Below are 19236 nucleotides of genomic sequence, written 5' to 3' on the forward strand. Positions count from 1 at the left end.
GATGCCGGGCCCCGGAATGATACGCCATTGGTATCGCTCCCATACATTGGGAGTCAACAGATATCGATCCAATTGCACCCGGTAACGATTCGGCAATGCACACTTGACTTTCAGTGTTACCCAGAGCACCATTGCCAGCGTCGCCCCAACGGCGGGTGAGGCAGTCCTTACCAGGGGCGGAACCAGTGATAGCGGTTCCGCGCAAGGTGGGGACAGGGAGGCAGTCGGACTCGCCGGGGGCACCACAACTGCGAAGAGAGGGAAACCCCGATGAGCAACGCACGACGCATATCCTGCCTCGCGGCTGCCGCCAGTGCCATCGCGCTCGCCGTGACGGCATGCGGTGCGCCGGAGGAAGAGGACGACGGCCGCGGCGCGGTCCCGGACGACGCCACCGACTGCGCCAACTACGAGCAGTACGGCGACCTCAAGGGCGAAACCGTCTCGATCCTGGGCTCCATCCGAGACGTGGAGGCCGACGAGATGATGGAGGCCTGGTCCTACTTCGAATCCTGCACCGGCGCCAAAATCGAGTACGAGGGCTCCGGCGAGTTCGAGTCCGACATGAAGATCCGCGTCGACGGCGGCAACGCCCCCGACATCGCGCTCTTCCCGCAGCCCGGCCTCATGTCCAACTTCGCCGCCGACCTCAAGCCGGCCTCCGACGAGGTCAGCAAGCTCGCCACCGAGGGCTGGTCCGAGGACTGGCTCAACTACGGCACCATCGACGGCACGCTCTACGCCGCGCCGCACTCGTCCAACGCCAAGTCCTTCATCTGGTACTCCCCGTCGTACTTCAACGACAACGGCTACGAGGTCCCGACCACCTGGGACGAGCTGATCGCCCTGTCCGACAAGATGGTCGACGCCGGCATCCAGCCCTGGTGCGTCGGCTTCGAATCCGGCGGCGCCACCGGCTGGCCGGGAACCGACTGGATCGAGGACATCGTCCTCCGCGAAGGCACCGACGTCTACGACCAGTGGACCACCCACCAGATCCCGTTCAACGACCCGCAGATCGTCCAGGCCATCGAGAAGGCCGGCACCGTCCTCACCAACGACGAGTACGTCTACGGCGGCACCGACACCATCAGCGCCACCGCCTTCCAGGAGGCCGGCTACCCGATCCTCGACGGCGGCTGCGCCATGAGCCGGCAGGCGTCCTTCTACGGCGCCATGTGGCCTGAGGGCACCACCGTGGCAGAGGACGGCGACGTGTTCGCCTTCCGCTTCCCCGAGTCCAACGAAGGCGACAACACCATGCTCGTCGGCGGCGAGTTCGTGGCCGCGTTCAGCGACTCCGAGCCCACCGAGATGGTCCGCCAGTTCCTGGCCTCCGAGCTCTACCACAACGCCCGTCTCCAGACCGGCCCGTGGAGCACCGCCCGCCAGGGCGTGGACCCGGCCAACGCCACCACGCCGATCAACCAGTTCGCCACCGAGATCCTCATCGACCCGGACGTGACCGTCCGCTTCGACGGCTCGGACCTCATGCCGGGCGCCGTGGGCGCCTCGTCCTTCTGGACCGGCGTGGTCGAGTGGGTCGACGGCGACAAGACCGCCCAGCAGATGGCCGACGACATCGAAGCTTCCTGGCCGTAAGATCCGGCCCGCGTAGCAAGTGCGAGACCGAGCGGGGCCTCACCGGCCCCGCTCGGCCCCATTGCCCCTTCGACGCAGCTGGCAAGCCGTCAAGTGGCACGGACAACTGGAGTCACTCAACGTGGACATCTCCGCTTATCTCGACCGGTTCGGCCTCCTAGCCGTCGGCCTGGTCGCGTTCATCGCGATCCTCCTGGCCCTCTACGGACTCGCCGAACTCGCCTCCCGCCGCGACCGCAGCCGAGCGGTCGCCTTCGTATTCCTGACGCCGGCCGTGCTGTTCCTGCTCATCGGCCTGGTCTACCCGGCCCTGCGCACCATCGTCATGTCCTTCTTCAACGCCGACGGCACCGCCTTCGTCGGCATGGAGAACTACAGCTGGGCCGTCACCGACCCCGACGCCCTCCAGATCCTCATCAACACCGCACTGTGGATCATCATCGTCCCGCTCGTGTCGACCGCGCTCGGCCTCGTCTACGCCGTCCTCATCGACGGCCGCGCCGGCGAGCGCACCTACAAGGCCCTGGTGTTCCTCCCCATGGGCATCTCCTTCGTGGGCGCCTCCATCATCTGGAAATTCGTCTACCAGTACAGCGGCACCGGCGGGAACCAGATCGGCCTGCTCAACGCCGTCCTCGTCAACCTCGGGATCCCGCCGGTCAACTGGCTCAACGAGGCGCCCTGGAACAACTTCCTGCTCATGGTCGTCCTCGTCTGGATCGAGGTCGGCTTCGCCACCGTCGTCCTCTCGGCCGCGCTCAAGGGCGTGCCGATCGAAATGATCGAGGCCGCCCGCATCGACGGGGCCAAGCCCTCGCAGATCTTCTGGAGCATCACCGTCCCGTCGATCCGCTCGGCCATCCTCGTCGTCGCCGTCACGGTCTTCATCGCCACGCTCAAACTGTTCGACATCGTGCGCGCGATGACCCAGGGCCACCACAAGACCGACGTCCTCGCCCACAACATGGTCGAGCAGGCCTTCCGCCTCAACAACGACGGCCGCGGCGCCACCCTCGCCGTGCTGCTGTTCCTGCTCGTCGTCCCCGTCGTCATCTACCAGGTGCGCAACATGCGCCGCCAGGAACTGGAGGCCCGATGAGCACCGACACGCAAGCACCCGAGAAGGTCGCGCGGATCGGCGAGAGCAGCGGCGAACGCCTGCGCCGCGTGCTCTCCAGCCGCGTCGCCAGCCTCGTCGCCCTCGTCATCGCCGTACTGTGGACGATCCCCACCGCGGGGCTGTTCATCTCCTCGCTGCGGCCCGACGACGACATCCGCACCTCGGGCTGGTGGAACTTCTTCGCCGACCCGGGCTCGATCAGCCTCTACAACTACAACTACGTGCTCTACTCGGACTCCCAGGGCGGCGGGCTCATCCGCAACCTGATCAACACGATCGTCATCACCATCCCGGGCGTGCTGGTGCCCGTCGCGTTCGCCGCGCTGGCCGCCTACGCGCTCTCGTGGATCAACTTCAAGGGCCGGAACCTCCTGTACGTCGGCATCTTCGCCCTCCAGGTCGTCCCGCTCCAGATGGCGCTCATCCCGCTGCTGTCGATCTTCAGCAGGGGCCTGCACATCGGCGGCGTCACGGTCATGCCCGCCTGGGAGCTCGACGGCGTGAACACGATCGTGCAAGTCTGGATCGCGCACTCGATCTTCGGCCTGCCGCTGGCGATCTTCCTGCTGCACAACTTCATGCGGGAACTCCCGTCGGACGTCATGGAGGCCGCCCGCATCGACGGCGCCAGCCACTCGCAGATCTTCCGCAAGGTGGTGCTGCCGCTGGTGACCCCGGCGCTGGCCTCCATCGCGATCTTCCAGTTCCTGTGGGTGTGGAACGACTTCCTCGTCGGCCGCACCTTCGCCCCCGGCGAGGCCACCCGGCCGCTCACCGCCGTCCTCGGCGACATGGCCGGGACCTGGGGCTTCGGTTGGACGCGGCTCCCTGCCGCGGCCTTCATCGCGATCATCGTGCCGCTCGTGGTGTTCCTGCTGCTCCAGCGCTACTTCGTGCGCGGGCTGCTGGCGGGTTCCGTCAAGGGTTAAGCGACGCAGGTCAAAAGGGGGAGGGGCCGCGAGGCCCCTCCCCCCTCGTCTATCTGCCGCCGTTCCACAAGCCCTGGAAATGCTGCGCGTAGCGGTCGGTCACCTCCTGGTTCGCGACCCGGAGCAGGTTGTCGTCCGCGTGCTTCATGCCGTTGCCGTTGAGGTTGTGCGTCCCGGTCCAGACCACGGCACGGTGCCTCCCGCCGAAACTCGCCTCGGCGACGATGTACTTGTTCCGGTGCGCCCCATGCACGCGCACGTTGCCCGACCCGAGCTTCTCCTCGATCCACCGCGGACTCGACGTGTCCGCGTCGAGCACCACCACCCGCACCTGGCAGCCCAGGCCCTGGATCCGGTCGAGCTGGCTGCGCACGGCCGGGCGGTTGGACTGGAAGTTCGCGTGCGCCACCAGCACCCGGTCGCCCGAGGCGCACTTGGTGATCCCCGCGAGCTGCGCCGCGATCGCGTCCTCCCCGCGCGGGAACACCCACGCCCGCGCGAGGCTTCCCGTGGTGCCCTTGTTCTCATCGGTCCAGCCGTCCCAGTTCTTGGCGTACAACCGGCTCCAGTAGGACGTGTAGAAGTCGAACAGGCCGCGGTCGCCGTGGACGCCGAGCAGGTTGTGCGACTGCGTCGTGTGCGAGCGGACGAAGCTGAAGCTCGTCACCAGCACGGTGGGCGCGCCGCCCCGCTCGATGAGGAAGAACCGGTTGTGCATGGGGCCCTTGCGGGTCCCGTCCGCGTTCGGCAGGCATGAGCCGCTGCACTGGCGGACCTGCGCCCCAGCGGCCTCGAGCTTGTTGATCACCGGATCGTTCGCCGAGGGCTGGTCCGAGCGGGTGCCGACCACGGCCCGCACGTCGACGCCGCGCTTCTCGGCCGCGACCATCGCCTCGGCGAGCGGGGCCACGGGCGCGTCGAGCGTCCACTGGAAGACCGCGGCCCGGATCGTGTCGCCCTTGCCGGTCGCGTCGACCTGCCTGACGATCTCGCTGACGATCGAGGTGTCCTTGGCGCCGTTCGGATCCGTGGCGCACATGGTGTAGCCGCCGGTGCGGGCGCATCCGGTGCCCGCCGCGTCGGCCTCGGTCGAGACGGCCACGGTCAGGGCCGCGAGCAGCGCCCCCGCCGCCACCAGGGGGATGATGCTCCGGGTCATGCGTGCCCTCCGATCGGTCGGTGCCAGAGACACGAACATGTCATGGGTTCGGGGCCGCGGCGGGCTTTCGGGCGGGTACCGGACGTTTCGCGTGGTAGGGCCGTCACGGCCGTGTAATTTCCACGAGGGTGAAATGCGGTTGTTGTCAGGCGGATTCCTGGAAACGACGGCCGGATAGGCGACGTTTTCTCAACAATCAATGGAGAGGTCCCCACCATCAAGTGCTTCTCAGACCAGTGCAGTCAGGAGTCGTCATGAGTATGAGTGCCGCAGAAGAACTGCCAGAGGAATTCCGCAGGAGCCTCTCCGAACAGACCAGGCAGGACCCCGACCACGCAGAACCGCAAGTCCTCGCCGAGGAGCAGCCCCGACTGGCCGAACCCGCGAGCACCGGCTGGCTGTTCATCGGCATGCTGCTGGTGGTGGCCGTAGGGGTGCTGCTGCTGCTCATCTTCGCCTCGGGCGGCAACGCCGACGAGTCGCTGATGCTCTAGGGTCCCGGGCCCTCGGTCGCGTCGGAACACGCTTGCATCACTGCCGCCCCATCAGGGTGCCGTCCGCCTTGCGGGAGTGGCAAGATCTGGACCGTGGAAACCTGGCGTGGAATAGACGCGACCCCCGAGGGCTGGCCCGCTTCCGTCGTCGCCATCGGCGTGTTCGACGGGGTGCACCGGGGCCACGCGGCACTCGTCCGCACCGCCGTCAAGGCCGCCGCCGAGCGCGAGGCCCGCAGTGTCGTCGTCACCTTCGATCCCCACCCGACCGCCGTGGTCGCACCGCACGCGATGCCGCCGCAGCTGACCCGTATCGAGCGGCGCATCGAGCTGCTCGGCGCGCTCGGCGTCGACGCGGTGTGCGTGCTCCCGTTCACCAAGGAGCTCTCGCAGCTCAGCCCGGACTACTTCGTGCGGCACGTCCTCGTGGGCGGCCTGCACGCCAAGGCCGTGGTCGTGGGCGAGAACTGGCGTTTCGGCCACAAGGCCGCCGGCGACGTCAAGAAGCTCGCCGAGCTCGGCGAGGAGTACGACTTCGAGGTTCTGCCGCAGACGCTCACCGCCGATGAGGAAGCGTTTTCATCGACCCGCGTGCGCGGCCTCATCGCCGAGGGCGACGTCGCGGGCGCGGCGGAGGTGCTCGGGCGCGACTACGGCATCGAAGGCACGATCGTGCACGGTGCGGGCCGCGGCGGCACCGCGCTCGGCTTCCCGACCGCGAACCTCGACATCCTCGCGGGCACGGCGGTCCCCGCCGACGGCGTCTACGCGGGCTGGCTCCACCGCGACTCGCACCGGTACCCGGCCGCGATCAGCGTCGGCTCGAACCCGACCTTCGACGGCAAGGAGCGCACCGTCGAGGCGTACCTGCTCGACTTCTCGGGCGACCTGTACGGAGCCGAGGTCCGGCTGGACTTCACCGCGCGGCTGCGCGGGCAGATCGCCTTCGACGGGATCGAGCCGCTCATCGCGCAGATCGAGACCGATGTCGCAGACACCCGCCGGGCTTTGGACCTGGGCTGACGCCCTGTTAGCCTGGACAGGTTGTTCATTTGACCAGCCTGCTCGACACCGCGGGTTGGCCGTAAATCATGAAAGGGTGTTCGATATGGCGCTCGACGCTGAAAAGAAGGCCGCGATCATCAAGGAATACGCGACCAGCGAGGGCGACTCGGGTTCCACCGACGTCCAGGTCGCGATCCTGACGACCCGCATCCGCGAGCTCACCGCCCACGTCCAGGAGCACAAGCACGACCACCACTCGCGTCGTGGCCTGCTCCTCCTGGTCGGCAAGCGCCGCCGCCTCCTCAAGTACCTGAAGAAGGAAGACATCGCGCGCTACCGCGGCCTCATCGAGCGCCTCGGCATCCGCGACAACGCCTGATCCAAGGCTTGCAGCAGGGAGCGTCCCGCGAGGGGCGCTCCCTTTCGCGTCCCCCGTCGGACGCCTATCGCGGCTCACTTTTACTTCGCCAGTGCCGCCGCGTCGGCCGGGTAACGTAAGGTGGGCGATGAGCACCAGTGCTCACCGCAGCGCCTCGCAGCGAGGCGCGGCACGGCCCGCCAGAGACCGCCCCGGTCCTCGGTAGTGGCATCCGGAACGTCCCGCACGACGCGGGGCCGAGCTTCCGAGTGCTTCGATCGAAGACCGGAAAAGCGCGCAGGCGAGCCGCGCATTCCGAACTACACAAGGAGATCGACACTCTATGTCCGATAACGAACGGACACCTGAGGCCTTCAACCTCGGGGAGCACCACGCCACCGCCGTGATCGACAACGGCGCCTTCGGCACCCGCAAGATCGTCTTCAGCACGGGCCGCCTGGCCAAGCTGGCCCAGGGCTCCGCGATCGTCCAGATGGACGACACCGTCGTCCTCTCGACCACCGCCGCCTCGAAGAACCCGAAGGACCACTTCGACTTCTTCCCGCTCACCGTCGACATCGAGGAGCGGATGTACGCCGCCGGGCGCATCCCGGGCTCGTTCTTCCGCCGCGAGGGCCGCCCGAGCGAGAACGCCATCCTCACCTGCCGCCTGATCGACCGCGGCCTGCGCCCGTCGTTCGTGTCGGGTCTGCGCAACGAGGTCCAGGTCATCGGCACGATCCTCGCCGTCGACGCCCGCGACGAGTACGACGTGGTCGCCATGAACGGCGCCTCCATGTCGACCCAGCTCGCCGGCCTGCCCTTCTCGGGTCCGCTGGGCTCGACCCGCATCGTCCTCATCGAGGGCACCTGGGTCGCGTTCCCGACCCTGGAGCAGATCGAGAAGGCCACCTTCGACATGGTCGTCACCGGCCGGGTCCTCGACTCGGGCGACGTCGCGATCATGATGGTCGAGGCCGAGGCCACCGACAACACCATCAGCCTCATCGCGGCCGGCGGCACCAAGCCGACCGAAGAGGTCGTGGCGAACGGCCTCGAGGCCGTCAAGCCGGTCATCGCCGAGCTCGTGCGCGCCCAGGCCGAACTGGCCAAGGTCGCCGCGAAGCCCGTCGCCGACTACCCGCGCTTCCTCGACTACCAGGACGACGCGTACGCCGCCGTCGAGGCGGCCGTGTCGGCCGAGCTCGACCAGGCGCTGCAGATCGCCGACAAGACCGACCGCCAGGACGAGCTCGACCGCGTCAAGTCGGTCATGCTCGAGAAGCTCGGCGCGGACTTCGAAGGCCGCGAAGGCGAACTGGGCGCTTCGCTGCGCTCGCTCACCAAGAAGCTGGTCCGCAAGCGCGTCATCACCGAGGGCGTCCGCATCGACGGCCGCCTGCCGGCGTACATCCGGCCGCTCGCGGCCGAGGCGGGCATCCTGCCGCGCGTCCACGGCTCGGCCCTGTTCGAGCGCGGCGAGACCCAGATCATGGGTGTCACCACGCTGAACATGCTGCGCATGGAGCAGGCCATCGACACGCTGTCGCCGGTCAGCAAGAAGCGCTACATGCACAACTACAACTTCCCGCCGTACTCGACCGGTGAGACCGGCCGCGTCGGTTCGCCGAAGCGCCGCGAGATCGGCCACGGCGCGCTCGCCGAGCGCGCCCTCGTGCCGGTGCTGCCGAGCCGCGAGGAGTTCCCGTACGCGATCCGCCAGGTCTCCGAGGCGCTCGCGTCCAACGGCTCGACCTCGATGGGCTCGGTCTGCGCGTCCACGATGTCGCTCATGAACGCCGGTGTGCCGATCAAGGCCCCCGTCGCGGGCATCGCGATGGGCCTCATCTCCGAGGAGGTCGACGGCGAGACCAAGTACGTCACGCTGACCGACATCCTCGGCGCTGAAGACGCCTACGGCGACATGGACTTCAAGGTCGCCGGCACCGCCGAGTTCGTCACCGCCCTGCAGCTGGACACCAAGCTCGACGGCCTGCCGTCGGACGTGCTGGCCAAGGCGCTGCAGCAGGCCAACGACGCCCGCCACGCGATCCTCGACGTCATGCTCGACGCGATCAGCGAGCCGGGCGAGCTGGCCGCGACCGCGCCGCGCATCACGACCCTGAAGATCCCCGTCGACAAGATCGGCGCGATCATCGGCCCGAAGGGCCAGACGATCAACCAGATCCAGGACGACACGGGCGCGGACATCACCGTCGAGGACGACGGCACGATCTACGTGTCGGCGGAGAACGGCGAGGCCGCTCAGGCCGCGGTCGAGACGATCAACGCGATCGCGAACCCGACCCTCCCGAACGTGGGCGACCGGTTCCTCGGCACGGTCGTCAAGACCACCGACTTCGGCGCGTTCATCTCGCTGACGCCTGGCCGCGACGGCCTCCTGCACATCTCGAAGGTCGGCGACGGCAAGCGCGTCGAGCGGGTCGAGGACGTGCTGAGCGTCGGCGACAAGATCGAGGTCGAGATCGGCGACATCGACAACCGCGGCAAGATCTACCTGGACAAGGTGTACCCGGAGGGCCAGGAGCCCGAGGGGTACAAGAAGGGCCGTCCGGCCGAGCGCAAGGAGTCCCGCGGGGACCGGGGCGACCGCGGTGACCGCGGCCCGCGCCGCGACCGCGAGCGCTCCGGTGAGCGCTCCGGCGGCGGCGAGCGCGGCGAGCGCTCGTCCTCCGGCGGCGACCGCGGCGGTTCGGGCGACGGCGAGCGCCGCCGCCGCCGCACCCGCCGCAGCGACGAAGGCGGAGGCTCGGAAGAGTAGATGAGTCGACCCCAGACTCACACGCTGATTGACGATCCGCTGGGCGGCACGGTCCGAGTGACCGTGCTGCCCGGCGGTTTGCGTGTGCTCACCGAATCCGTCCCGACCATGCGCTCCGCTTCGGTGGGCGTGTGGGTCGGTGTGGGATCCCGCGACGAGGCCCCCGAGCTCGCCGGCGTGTCGCACTTCCTGGAGCACCTGCTGTTCAAGGGCACCGAGAAGCGCACGGCCACCGAGATCGCCGAGGCGGTCGAGGCCGTCGGCGGCGAGTCGAACGCGTACACGGCGCGGGAGCTGACCTGCTTCTACGCGCGCGTGCTCGACGACGACCTGCCGATGGCGGTCGACGTGCTCGGCGACGCCATGTGCAACTCGCTGGTGACCCCCGCCGACGTCGAGGTCGAGCGCGACGTGATCCTCGAGGAGATCGCCGCGTCCGCCGACGAGCCGTCGGACGTCGTCCACGAGCTGTTCTCCCTGGCGCTGTTCGGTGACGGCGCCCTGGGCCGCGACATCGCCGGCGACCCGGAGACGGTCCGGGCGCTCACCCGCGACCAGATCTACGCGTTCTACCGGCAGCACTACAGGGCCCCGAACTTGACGGTGTGCGCCGCGGGCGGTGTCGACCACGCCGAGACCGTGAAGCTCGTGTCGGAGGCGTTCGCGCCGATGCTGGGCGGCGCCGACGTGCCGCGCCAGCGCCGCCACGACGAGGACCTGCTGCCCGAGCCGGTGCCGCTCATGGTGGAGCGGCACGACACCGAGCAGGCGCACCTCGTGGTCGGCTGCCGCCTGTTCTCGCGGCACGACCCCCGCAAGGACGCGTTCGAGGTGCTGAACAACATCCTCGGCGGCGGCATGTCCTCGCGGCTGTTCCAGTCGGTGCGCGAGCAGCGCGGCCTGGCGTACACGGTGTACTCGTTCTCGACGTACTTCGCGGACACGGGCATGTTCGGCGTCTACGCCGGATCCAACCCCGACAAGGTCCACCAGGTCCGCGACCTGGTGCTGGCCGAGCTCGCGAAGGTGGCCGCCGAGGGCGTCACCGACGCCGAGCTGCGGCGCGGCAAGGGCATGAGCAAGGGCGGCATGGTGCTGTCGATGGAGGACTCCGGTTCGCGCATGAACGGGCTGGGCCGCGAGGAGCTCCTGTACGGCGAGCACTGGAGCCTGGAGCGGGAGATCGCCGACATCGAGGCGGTGACGTCCGAGCAGGTCCGGGCGGTGGCCGCCGCCATCCTGACGCAACCGATGACGACCGTGGCCGTGGGGCCGTTCGACCAGAGGGATTTCGCATGATCAAGGTGGGTGTGCTGGGTGCGCACGGCCGTATGGGCAAGGCCGTGTGCGAGGCGGTGGACGCCGCCGAGGATATGGAGCTGGCCGCGACGGTGGACCGCGACGAGTCGCTGGACGCGCTCGTCGGCGTCGACGTGGTCGTGGACTTCACGCTGCCCGACGTCGTGATGGGCAACCTGGAGTGGTGCGTCGACCACGGCATCCACACCGTGATCGGCGTGTCGGGCTTCGACGCGAAGCGCCTCGAGTCCGCGCGCGAGATCCTCGCCGCGGACCCGGAGGTCGGTTCGGTGATCGCGCCGAACTTCGGGATCGGCGCGGTGCTGATGATGCAGTTCGCGGCGAAGGCCGCCAAGCACTTCGACTCGGCCGAGATCATCGAGTCGCACCACCCGCGGAAGGTCGACGCGCCTTCGGGCACGGCGGTGCACACCGCCCGGGTGATCGCGGCGGCGCGTGCCGAGGCCGAGCTGCCCGACATGCCCGACGCGACCGAGACGGACCCGCAGGGCGCGCGCGGCGCCGAGGTCGACGGGGTGCGCATCCACGCGATCCGCTCGGCGGGTTACGTGGCGAGCCAGGAGGTGCGCTTCGGCGGCCCCGGCGAGCGCTTCGCGATCAGCCACGACTCGCTCGACCGGGCCTCGTTCATGCCCGGCGTGCTCCTGGCGGTGCGCGAGGTCCTGAAGCGCCCGGGCCTCACGGTGGGCCTGGACGACCTGCTCGACTGAGTTGTCACGCGGCAAGGACACCGCACGACGAACACGAGGAAGGGCCCCGCCGATCGGCGGGGCCCTTCCTCGTCGTCTCGCGCTATTCGGTGGCGGGAGTCTCCGTGACGGTGCCGTCCTGCGGGGTGGGGCTTGTGGTCTCCTCGGTGCCGCCGGTACTGGACCCGGCGTCGGGGGTGGGGGACTGGCTGGGCGTCTCGGTGGTCGCGGACTCGGTGGGGGCGGTGGTCTCGGTGGGCGCTTCGGAGGTGGGCGTCTCGCTCGGGGTCGCGGATTCGGTGGGCGCCTCGGTGGTCTCGGTGCTCTCGGGGGTGCCGCTCTCCACGGGGGCCTCGCTGACGATCGTCTGCGGGTTGTCGTTGGTGATGAACCGGTCGGGTTCGCCGGTCAGGGCGCCGAGGAGGTAGAGGGCGGCGACGGTGAGGCTGAAGACGAGGACGCTGGAGACGAGGATGGCGATGAGGGTCCGCTGGTTGGACTGGGTCTTCGTGACGTGGCCTTCGGGGGCGGGTTCGGCGGCGACGACGATCTCGTCGGTGTCCGCCGCGTTGGTCCCGAGGACGATCGTGTCCTCGCGTAGCGCTCGGTGCCGTTGGGTGTCGGGGATCTTCGCTGTGGCAGTGACCGTGTCGGGGTTGAGCTCGACGGTCACCGCCGGGGCCTTGCCCTTGGCGACCGGCGCGAGCGCGGTGATCTGCGCTTTGATCTTCTCGCCGGTGCGGCGCATGGCCCGGAGGATGAGGACGGCGCCGATCGAGGAGCAGACACTGAGGACGGCGGTGCCGGCGAGGGTGCCCCACAGGCCGAGGAGTTTGGCGAGGATCGCGCCGAGGACCGTTGCTCCCGCGGCGGCGAGGACCTGGCCGATGCTCAGTTCCATGTTGGGGTCGTGTTGCTTGTGCCCCTTGCTTTTCGACTCGTATTGAGTCACCGGCCCTCCCCACTGGTGTCATGCATTCGCCACGCCGACAGGCTCACCAGAATACGGGCCGTATGTGAGACGGCTACGGTTTGTGCGGGAGCTAACGGCTCAAGCGGACGGGTTGCCGACCGAGTGGCGGCGCAAACGCCGCCCCTGCCACAGCCACAGGAGCGCGCACACGACCAGCGTGAACGCGATCCCGGCGATGAGGAAGGCGATGCCGTCGTTCTCGACGGCGGTGGCGGTGAGGTCGTATTCCTCGCCGGGTGTCATGGTCCAGGTGACGGTGCGGCCTTCGAGCGTGCCGTTGTGCTCGGTGACGCGGGCGGGGAAGTCGACGCTGAGGAGGATCTCGGCGTCGGCGAACGCGCCGGGGTCGAGGAACCCGGCGGCGCGCAGGTCCCAGTGGCTCTCGAGGGCGTATTCGCGCCCGTCGTGGTCGAGGCGGAGGTAGCCCCAGTCGTCGCCGCCGAACTCGGAGAAGTCGGCGAGCGGTCTGTCCGTGAAGCTCGCGGTGTAGCCGCGGTAGCCGTCCTCGGAGTACGGGGTGCGCTCGGTGCCGGGGACGCCGTCGAGGAGGGCGTCGAGGAACGCGTCGAGCTGCTCCTGGTCGAGGCCTTCGTCGGCGGCGTCCGCGACGAAGTCGTCGCTCCAGGCGGCGGTGAAGGTGCCGCCCACGGTGTCGTCGGGGCGGACCTGGAGGCCGAGGTCGAGCCGGAGGCAACCGGAAGTGGCGACGAGCAGTCCGAGCGCGGCGGCGGCGAGGAGCACGCGGCGAGTTTGCAGACCCAGCATGCCCCAGAGCCTAGGCCCGGAATAGCGCCGATTCGGCGGTTTCGACCGACTCGCCGCACGCCGATTGTCGTACCCGGTGCCACCCTTCGATCTGGGGACCCTGCGGACGAGCCCCGGTCGCTCTCGCCGTGTCCGCAATACCGCAGCCGGAGCGGCATGCCGTGTCTCCATGCCACCTGTTTCCAGGGGCCCGGCGGGCGAGCCTCCGCCCCTCGGGCCGTGCCCGCCGGACCCGCGCGCTCGCCCGCCCCCGTTACGCTGTCAGGGAGGAGGCGATGTGTGCGCAGTCGATGAGGCCACGCTGGCGTCAGAGCCCGGCCAGACCCCGCCGGAACCCAAGCGCGGCAATCCGGTCCAGCGCTGGGTCGCGGGCGTGATCGGGCACCCCGCGTTCGCGCCGCTCGCGATCCTCGGCTGCTTCTCGGCCGCCGCGGCCGGGATCGTCGCCACGAACCCGACCGACAACACCGGCCCGAGCACCTGCCTGTTCAAGATCGCCACCGGCTTCGACTGCCCCGGCTGCGGCGGCACCCGCGCGTTCTACTACCTGGCCACCCTCAACCTGCCCGAGGCCGCGCGCCACCACCTCATGGCCGTGTTCGCCGCCCCGTTCATCGTCTGGCTCTACCTCGCCTGGGCCCTGCCGCGCCTCGTCCCGCGCCGCACCTGGCGGCTCCCGACCTTCCACCTCACCCCCGGCGCGCTCTCCGCGTACCTCATCGTCTGGGGCGTCTTCTTCATCGCCCGCAACCTGCCGTGGGAGCCGTTCACGTTCTTCTACGTATGACAAAGGCCCGACCACCCCTGTGCCGATGCTTGGCTCGCAAGCATCGCCGAGGCGATCGGGCCCTCGCTTGAGTGTTGCGTTCAAGCGTTACGCGTAGGCGTTCGCGCGGTGCAGGTAGATGTCGCCCGAAACCGAGCGGGCCCGCACTTCGAGGCTCGTGCCGGTGCTCGACGGCGCCGGCGAGGTGTCGCCCGTGGCCAGCTCGGAGGTCACCGAGCCCGCCTTCGCGTCGAGGTCGACCCAGATGTCCGTACCCGGCACCACGCCGAGGCTGATCCGGCCCGAGACCGTGTTCGCCTTGACCGAACCGGACCGGAGCGCACTGAGCTCGATCCCGCCCGACAGCGTGTTCACGTTCGCGTTCGAGTCGACCCGCTCGGCCGAGATCGAACCGGCCACCGTCTTCGCGGAGAAGTCCCCGCCGACGTGGTCGGCCCGCACCTGCCCCGAAGCGGTGTTGGCGCGGAAGTCCTCGACCGCCTCGATGACGCTGATCGAACCCGAGACGGTGTTCGCGCGGACGCTGGTCGCGCTCTCCACCGTCGCCGAGCCGGCGACCGTGTTGATCGAGACCGCGCCGAGCTTGCCGTGCAGGCTGATCGGCGCCGAAGTCGTCTTCACCGAGACCTCCGAGCGGACCGGCACCTTCACCGCGAGGTGAACGCCTATCTCCCGGCGGAAGAACCAGTTCTGCGGCTTCTCGGGCGCCACCACTCGCAGGTGCCCGTTCTCGAACTCGACGCGCGCCAGGTCGGCGGCGTCGGCGTCCCCTTCGGAGCGGCGCTGCGCGGGCTTGACCTCCACCAGCACGGTGTCGAGCTCGTGGGCGGTGACGGTGACCGAGCCGTCGGCGAGGGTGATCGCCGCCGTGATCGGACCGTCGTGGGTGAATTCGGTGTACTCGTTCATGGGAGGTGCTCCTCTAAGCCCTGGCGTAGCCGGTGATGCGCTGGCTGTACTTCGCGCCGGCGGGCTGGCCCGAGGTGCGCGAGGCGTGGACGGCGTTGTTGATCGCGCGCACCAGCCAGGCGTTGACCGAGTAGCCGTCAGCGGAAGCCGCCTTCTCGACGTTGTCCTTCAGCGACTCGGGGAGACGCAGCGTGATGCGGGCGACGTCGTCGTCCACCGGCGGGGCCGGAGGCGGCGCGACTTCGGCGGTCTCGCCGCCGCTCACCCGCAGGTCCACTTCCCGGCCGCGCACGCGCAGATCGACCGACGCCGGAGAACCGGCCTGGTCGAGCCCGGCGGTGATCTCCGCGGCGGCCTCCGAAAGGGCTTCCATGAGCGCCAGGCGAGCCCCCGCGTCGAGCGCCTCGGACAGCAGTTCAGCAGTCCGCGCGGCTTCCTCGCCACCGGGCGCGGCGGCAGCGGTGAGGCTCCGGCGGAGCGATTCGATGTACGGCGTCAAGTCCATGACACCATGGTGACATCATTTCTGACGTCTGTCAACCGGCGTCGTGGAACCAGACAGTGCGATCCGAACCACCACCCCCACCCGTACACCCCCGCGGCCCCGCCCGAACCCGGGCGCGCGTCGGATCACACTCCGCAGCCGAGTACCCTCAGGGAGTCGAGAACCAGCAATAACGCGCACCGAACACGAAACGAGGGGGAGCGGGGATGCCCGAAATCGTACCGATGGACGTCCGACTCATCGCCTGGACGCACTTCGAGTCCCCGGCCGACGTCCCCTGGGAGACGGACGCCGACGGCGGCCAAGCCCTCGCCGAATTCGCCGGACGCGCCTGCTACCAGTCCTGGACCAAGCCCAACCCCAAGACCGCCACCAACGCCGGCTACCTCGAGCACATCCTCCAAGTCGGACACCTCTCCGTCCTCGAGCACGGCACCGTCAGCTTCTACCTCAGCGGCATCTCCCGCTCCCTCACCCACGAGCTGATCCGCCACCGCCACTTCTCGTACTCCCAGCTCTCCCAGCGCTACGTCCCCGAACGCGACGCCGCAATGGTCGAACCCGAGGTCATCGCCAACGACCCCGAACTGCACCAGCGCTTCCTCGCCGCCGCCGAAGCCGCCCAGAGCGCCTACAACGACCTCCTCGAAGGACTCGAGAAGCAGTTCGCCGACGTCGCCAACCCCACGCTGCGCCGAAAGCAAGCGCGCCAAGCGGCGCGCTCAGTACTCCCCAACGCCACCGAGACCCGCATCGTCGTGACCGGCAACTACCGCGCCTGGCGGCACTTCATCGCCATGCGCGCCTCCGAGCACGCCGACGTCGAGATCCGGGCGCTGGCCATCGAATGCCTCAAGCAGCTCAAAGAGAAGGCCGCCAACGTCTTCGCCGACTTCCAGATCACGAAGCTCGACGACGGCACCGAGGTCGCCTCCAGCCCCTACGTCACCGAGGGCTAGAGCCGCGGGCAATTCCCCGCTCCGCCAATTCACGGCTCGCAAGGATCGCCGAGCGAGCCGATGCACGGCCCGCAGGCTTCGCCGCGAACGCCGATTCGAGGCGGTGCGAGGAAAAAACTTGAGACAGTTACAAACGCAGCGAGCGGCCGGGCGCAGGCGCCCCGGCCGCCGGAACCAGCATTGGTGAAAGCAACATGCGCAACGCAACCCGCCCCTTCGGGCGAACACTCGCGGCCATGATCACGCCGTTCACGCCCTCGGGCGAACTCGACGTCCAAGGCACCGCCGCCCTCGCCCGGCACCTCGTCGACGAGCAGGGCTGCGAGGGCCTCGTCGTCAACGGCACCACCGGCGAATCCCCCACCACCACCGACGCCGAGAAGACCCAGGTCCTCGAGACGGTCCTCGAAGCCGTCGGCGACCGCGCCCGCATCATCGCCGGCGCCTCCACCTACGACACCCGCCACTCGGTGCGGCTCGCCCAGGCGGCCGAGAAGGCCGGCGCCCACGGTCTCCTGCTCGTCACCCCCTACTACAACAAGCCCACCCAGGACGGCGTCGTCGCCCACTTCAGCGCCATCGCCGACGCCGCCGACCTGCCGGTCATGCTCTACGACATCCCCCCGCGCTCGGTCATCGGCATCGACGAGGCCACCTTCGCCCGCCTCGCCGACCACTCGCGGATCATCAGCGTCAAGGACGCCACCGGCGACCTCGCCAAGGCCCAGCGCGTCCGCGTCGCCACCGGCCTCGCCTTCTACTGCGGCGTCGACGAGCTCAACCTCGCCGCCTACGCCAGCGGCCAGATCGGCGTCGTCTCCGTCGTCGCCCACCTCATCGGCAAGCACCTCAACGCCATGTTCGACGCCTACGACGACGGCGACACCGCCAAGGCCTCCCAGATCAACGACCGGCTCCTGCCCGCCGTCAACGCCCTCATGGGACGCGGCCCCGGCATCATCGCCGTCAAGGCCGGCCTCAGCGGCCAGGGCCTGCCCGCCGGCGAACCCCGCCTGCCGCTCCTGCCCGCGCACGAAGCGCTCGCCGCCGAAATCGCCACCGCCCTCGCCGACCTGAAGGAGGCCTGATGGGCCTGACTCGACCCAAGAACCTCGGCGCCCCCGGCGCCCTCCCCGACGGCGCGCTCCGCGTCATCCCGCTCGGCGGACTCGGCGCCATCGGCCGCAACATGACGCTCTTCGAATACGAAGGGCGCCTGCTCATCGTCGACTGCGGGGTGCTCTTCCCCGACGTCGACCAGCCCGGCGTCGACCTGATCCTGCCGGACTTCACGCAGATCCTCGACCGCCTCGACGACATCGAGGCCATCGTCGTCACGCACGGCCACGAGGATCACATCGGCGCGATCCCGTTCCTGCTCGAGCACAAGAACAACATCCCCGTCGTCGGCTCCAAGTTCTCCGTCGCCCTGGTGGAGGCCAAGCTCCGCGAGCGCCGCATCAAGCCCGCCGGGGTCGTCGTCGCCGAGAACGAGACGCTGCAGCTCGGGCCGTTCGGCTGCGAGTTCCTCGCGGTCAACCACTCCATCCCCGACGCGCTCGCCGTAGCGATCCGCACCGAGGCCGGCCTGGTGCTCCACACCGGCGACTTCAAGATGGACCAGCTCCCGCTCGACGGGCGCATCACCGACCTCGCCGGGTTCGCCCGGCTCGGCGAGCAGGGCGTCGACCTGCTCCTCTCGGACTCCACGAACGCCGAGATCCCCGGCTTCGTGACCTCCGAGCGCCAGATCGGGCCCGTCCTCGACAAGCTCTTCGAGGACGTCAAGGGCCGCATCATCGTCGCGTCCTTCGCCAGCCATGTGCACCGCGTGCAGCAGGTCATGGACGCCGCCCACGCGCACGGCCGCAAGGTCGCCTTCGTCGGCCGCTCCATGGTCCGCAACATGGCGATCGCCCGCGACCTCGGCCTCATGCACGTCCCCGACGGCCTGCTCGTGAGCATGGACGAGGCCGTGCGCCTGCGCGCCGACGAGATCGTCTACATGTCGACCGGTTCGCAGGGCGAGCCGATGAGCGCCTTGGGCCGCATGGCCTCCGGCGACCACCGGCATATCGCCGTCGAACCCGAGGACACGATCATCCTCGCCTCGTCGCTCGTGCCCGGCAACGAGACCGCCGTGTACGGGGTCATCAACCGCCTCGCGCGCACTGGCGCCACCGTGATCCACAAGGACGTCGCGAAGGTCCACGTCTCCGGCCACGCCCCCGCGGGCGAGCTGCTGTACGTGCTCAACGTCGTCAAGCCCTCGAACATGATCCCGGTCCACGGCGAGGCCCGGCACCTGCAGGCGCACGCGCGCCTCGCGATCGAGTCCGGCGTCCCGGCCGACCAGGTCATCGTCATCGAGAACGGCGACGTCGTCGACCTGATCGACGGCCGCGCCCGCCTCGTCGGGCACGTCCCGAACAACCTGATCTATGTGGACGGCCTCTCCGTGGGCGACGTCGGGGAGCCGGTGCTCAGCGAGCGCCGGATGCTCGGCGACGGCGGCTTCATCGCGGCCACCGTCGTGATCGACTCCGAGAACGGCAAGGTCGTCGGCGGCCCCACCGTCTCGGCCAAGGGCTTCTCCGAGGACCCCAAGGCCTTCGACGGGGTCCTGCCGCTCATCGACGACGCCATGGAGCGCGCCGCGCAGGACGGCATCACCGACCCGCACCAGCTCCAGCAGATCCTGCGGCGCACGGTCGGCAAGTGGGTCAACGACACCTACCGCCGCCGCCCGATGATCGTCCCCCACGTCCTCGAAGTCTGAGCGGACGCATGAAGCGCAGCCTCGAAGTCTGAGCGGACGCATGAAGCGCAGCCTTCTGAGGCGGACCGAACGACGGCGGCGGGGCCGCGCCCGAAAGGGCG

18 protein-coding genes are annotated in these 19236 nt (G+C 69.3%); 13 read left to right on the forward strand and 5 right to left on the reverse strand.

What is annotated here, in order from left to right; genetic code table 11:
* The first annotated feature begins 270 nt into the window (after positions 1 to 270).
* The 3 genes from O1R50_RS07165 to O1R50_RS07175 all read left to right on the forward strand — a co-directional run bounded on the left by O1R50_RS07165 (position 271) and on the right by O1R50_RS07175 (position 3651).
* Complete coding sequence (locus O1R50_RS07165; RefSeq protein WP_270109226.1) at positions 271 to 1602, forward strand: ABC transporter substrate-binding protein; 1332 nt, start codon at positions 271 to 273, stop codon at positions 1600 to 1602.
* 121 nt (positions 1603 to 1723) lie between these two features.
* Positions 1724 to 2701, forward strand: coding sequence for a carbohydrate ABC transporter permease (locus tag O1R50_RS07170; protein ID WP_270109227.1), 978 nt, complete (start codon positions 1724 to 1726; stop codon positions 2699 to 2701).
* Positions 2698 to 3651, forward strand: coding sequence for a carbohydrate ABC transporter permease (locus O1R50_RS07175; RefSeq protein ID WP_270109228.1), 954 nt, complete (start codon positions 2698 to 2700; stop codon positions 3649 to 3651). The genes O1R50_RS07170 and O1R50_RS07175 overlap by 4 nt, the downstream gene beginning before the upstream one ends.
* A 49-nt stretch (positions 3652 to 3700) precedes the next feature.
* On the opposite strand, the gene O1R50_RS07180 is transcribed toward O1R50_RS07175, so the two are convergent.
* Entirely contained in the window at positions 3701 to 4810 is a 1110-nt protein-coding gene (locus O1R50_RS07180) for a phospholipase D-like domain-containing protein (protein WP_270109229.1), read from the reverse strand.
* 260 nt (positions 4811 to 5070) lie between these two features.
* Here O1R50_RS07180 and O1R50_RS07185 point away from each other — a divergent pair, with 260 nt between their 5' ends.
* The 6 genes from O1R50_RS07185 to dapB all read left to right on the forward strand — a co-directional run bounded on the left by O1R50_RS07185 (position 5071) and on the right by dapB (position 11479).
* Positions 5071 to 5304: a hypothetical protein gene (locus O1R50_RS07185; protein ID WP_270109230.1), complete on the forward strand. Its 234-nt coding sequence runs from the start codon at positions 5071 to 5073 to the stop codon at positions 5302 to 5304.
* A 93-nt stretch (positions 5305 to 5397) separates the two neighbouring features.
* Positions 5398 to 6327, forward strand: a complete 930-nt coding sequence (locus O1R50_RS07190) for a bifunctional riboflavin kinase/FAD synthetase (protein ID WP_270109231.1) — start codon at positions 5398 to 5400, stop codon at positions 6325 to 6327.
* An 85-nt stretch (positions 6328 to 6412) separates the two neighbouring features.
* On the forward strand, positions 6413 to 6688 hold the full coding sequence (gene rpsO / locus O1R50_RS07195; protein WP_205326163.1) for a 30S ribosomal protein S15: 276 nt from the start codon (positions 6413 to 6415) through the stop codon (positions 6686 to 6688).
* Positions 6689 to 7010: 322 nt separating this feature from the next.
* Positions 7011 to 9449 carry a polyribonucleotide nucleotidyltransferase gene (locus tag O1R50_RS07200; RefSeq protein ID WP_270109233.1) on the forward strand — a complete coding sequence of 813 codons (2439 nt, stop codon included), beginning with the start codon at positions 7011 to 7013 and terminating at the stop codon, positions 9447 to 9449.
* Positions 9450 to 10748: a M16 family metallopeptidase gene (locus O1R50_RS07205; protein WP_270109234.1), complete on the forward strand. Its 1299-nt coding sequence runs from the start codon at positions 9450 to 9452 to the stop codon at positions 10746 to 10748.
* Positions 10745 to 11479: a 4-hydroxy-tetrahydrodipicolinate reductase gene (gene dapB, locus O1R50_RS07210; protein WP_270109235.1), complete on the forward strand. Its 735-nt coding sequence runs from the start codon at positions 10745 to 10747 to the stop codon at positions 11477 to 11479. The genes O1R50_RS07205 and dapB overlap by 4 nt, the downstream gene beginning before the upstream one ends.
* Positions 11480 to 11561: 82 nt before the next feature.
* On the opposite strand, the gene O1R50_RS07215 is transcribed toward dapB, so the two are convergent.
* Both O1R50_RS07215 and O1R50_RS07220 read right to left on the reverse strand, forming a co-directional pair.
* Positions 11562 to 12359 carry a hypothetical protein gene (locus O1R50_RS07215; protein ID WP_270109236.1) on the reverse strand — a complete coding sequence of 266 codons (798 nt, stop codon included), beginning with the start codon at positions 12357 to 12359 and terminating at the stop codon, positions 11562 to 11564.
* Positions 12360 to 12509: 150 nt separating this feature from the next.
* Positions 12510 to 13196 (reverse strand): LppM family (lipo)protein, encoded by a 687-nt coding sequence (locus O1R50_RS07220; RefSeq protein ID WP_270109237.1) that lies wholly within the window; start codon positions 13194 to 13196, stop codon positions 12510 to 12512.
* A gap of 277 nt (positions 13197 to 13473) precedes the next feature.
* Here O1R50_RS07220 and O1R50_RS07225 point away from each other — a divergent pair, with 277 nt between their 5' ends.
* Positions 13474 to 13983 (forward strand): DUF2752 domain-containing protein, encoded by a 510-nt coding sequence (locus tag O1R50_RS07225; RefSeq protein ID WP_270109238.1) that lies wholly within the window; start codon positions 13474 to 13476, stop codon positions 13981 to 13983.
* Between the two features lie 87 nt (positions 13984 to 14070).
* Here O1R50_RS07225 and O1R50_RS07230 read toward each other — a convergent pair whose 3' ends face one another.
* Both O1R50_RS07230 and O1R50_RS07235 read right to left on the reverse strand, forming a co-directional pair.
* Positions 14071 to 14892: a DUF4097 family beta strand repeat-containing protein gene (locus tag O1R50_RS07230; protein ID WP_270109239.1), complete on the reverse strand. Its 822-nt coding sequence runs from the start codon at positions 14890 to 14892 to the stop codon at positions 14071 to 14073.
* Between the two features lie 13 nt (positions 14893 to 14905).
* Complete coding sequence (locus tag O1R50_RS07235) at positions 14906 to 15397, reverse strand: hypothetical protein (protein ID WP_205326155.1); 492 nt, start codon at positions 15395 to 15397, stop codon at positions 14906 to 14908.
* Positions 15398 to 15603: 206 nt separating this feature from the next.
* Here O1R50_RS07235 and thyX point away from each other — a divergent pair, with 206 nt between their 5' ends.
* The 3 genes from thyX (at position 15604) to O1R50_RS07250 (ending at position 19135) form a co-directional block, all read left to right on the forward strand.
* Positions 15604 to 16356, forward strand: a complete 753-nt coding sequence (gene thyX, locus O1R50_RS07240) for an FAD-dependent thymidylate synthase (RefSeq protein WP_270109240.1) — start codon at positions 15604 to 15606, stop codon at positions 16354 to 16356.
* A 194-nt stretch (positions 16357 to 16550) separates the two neighbouring features.
* Positions 16551 to 17444: a 4-hydroxy-tetrahydrodipicolinate synthase gene (gene dapA / locus O1R50_RS07245; protein WP_270109241.1), complete on the forward strand. Its 894-nt coding sequence runs from the start codon at positions 16551 to 16553 to the stop codon at positions 17442 to 17444.
* Positions 17444 to 19135 (forward strand): ribonuclease J, encoded by a 1692-nt coding sequence (locus O1R50_RS07250; RefSeq protein WP_270109242.1) that lies wholly within the window; start codon positions 17444 to 17446, stop codon positions 19133 to 19135. The genes dapA and O1R50_RS07250 overlap by 1 nt, the downstream gene beginning before the upstream one ends.
* Positions 19136 to 19236: the final 101 nt, after the last annotated feature.

The organism is Glycomyces luteolus, assembly GCF_027622875.1.
Taxonomy (GTDB): domain Bacteria; phylum Actinomycetota; class Actinomycetes; order Mycobacteriales; family Micromonosporaceae; genus Glycomyces; species Glycomyces luteolus.

What these genes read in the sequence shown, in the direction of transcription:
- O1R50_RS07165 (WP_270109226.1), top strand. Translation starts at nt 271, where the DNA reads ATGAGCAACGCACGACGCATATCCTGCCTCGCGGCTGCCGCCAGTGCC.
- O1R50_RS07175 (WP_270109228.1), top strand. Translation starts at nt 2,698, where the DNA reads ATGAGCACCGACACGCAAGCACCCGAGAAGGTCGCGCGGATCGGCGAG.
- O1R50_RS07180 (WP_270109229.1), bottom strand. Translation starts at nt 4,810, where the DNA reads ATGACCCGGAGCATCATCCCCCTGGTGGCGGCGGGGGCGCTGCTCGCG.
- O1R50_RS07185 (WP_270109230.1), top strand. Translation starts at nt 5,071, where the DNA reads ATGAGTGCCGCAGAAGAACTGCCAGAGGAATTCCGCAGGAGCCTCTCC.
- rpsO (WP_205326163.1), top strand. Translation starts at nt 6,413, where the DNA reads ATGGCGCTCGACGCTGAAAAGAAGGCCGCGATCATCAAGGAATACGCG.
- O1R50_RS07200 (WP_270109233.1), top strand. Translation starts at nt 7,011, where the DNA reads ATGTCCGATAACGAACGGACACCTGAGGCCTTCAACCTCGGGGAGCAC.
- O1R50_RS07205 (WP_270109234.1), top strand. Translation starts at nt 9,450, where the DNA reads ATGAGTCGACCCCAGACTCACACGCTGATTGACGATCCGCTGGGCGGC.
- dapB (WP_270109235.1), top strand. Translation starts at nt 10,745, where the DNA reads ATGATCAAGGTGGGTGTGCTGGGTGCGCACGGCCGTATGGGCAAGGCC.
- O1R50_RS07215 (WP_270109236.1), bottom strand. Translation starts at nt 12,359, where the DNA reads ATGGAACTGAGCATCGGCCAGGTCCTCGCCGCCGCGGGAGCAACGGTC.
- O1R50_RS07220 (WP_270109237.1), bottom strand. Translation starts at nt 13,196, where the DNA reads ATGCTGGGTCTGCAAACTCGCCGCGTGCTCCTCGCCGCCGCCGCGCTC.
- O1R50_RS07230 (WP_270109239.1), bottom strand. Translation starts at nt 14,892, where the DNA reads ATGAACGAGTACACCGAATTCACCCACGACGGTCCGATCACGGCGGCG.
- O1R50_RS07235 (WP_205326155.1), bottom strand. Translation starts at nt 15,397, where the DNA reads ATGGACTTGACGCCGTACATCGAATCGCTCCGCCGGAGCCTCACCGCT.
- thyX (WP_270109240.1), top strand. Translation starts at nt 15,604, where the DNA reads ATGCCCGAAATCGTACCGATGGACGTCCGACTCATCGCCTGGACGCAC.
- dapA (WP_270109241.1), top strand. Translation starts at nt 16,551, where the DNA reads ATGCGCAACGCAACCCGCCCCTTCGGGCGAACACTCGCGGCCATGATC.
- O1R50_RS07250 (WP_270109242.1), top strand. Translation starts at nt 17,444, where the DNA reads ATGGGCCTGACTCGACCCAAGAACCTCGGCGCCCCCGGCGCCCTCCCC.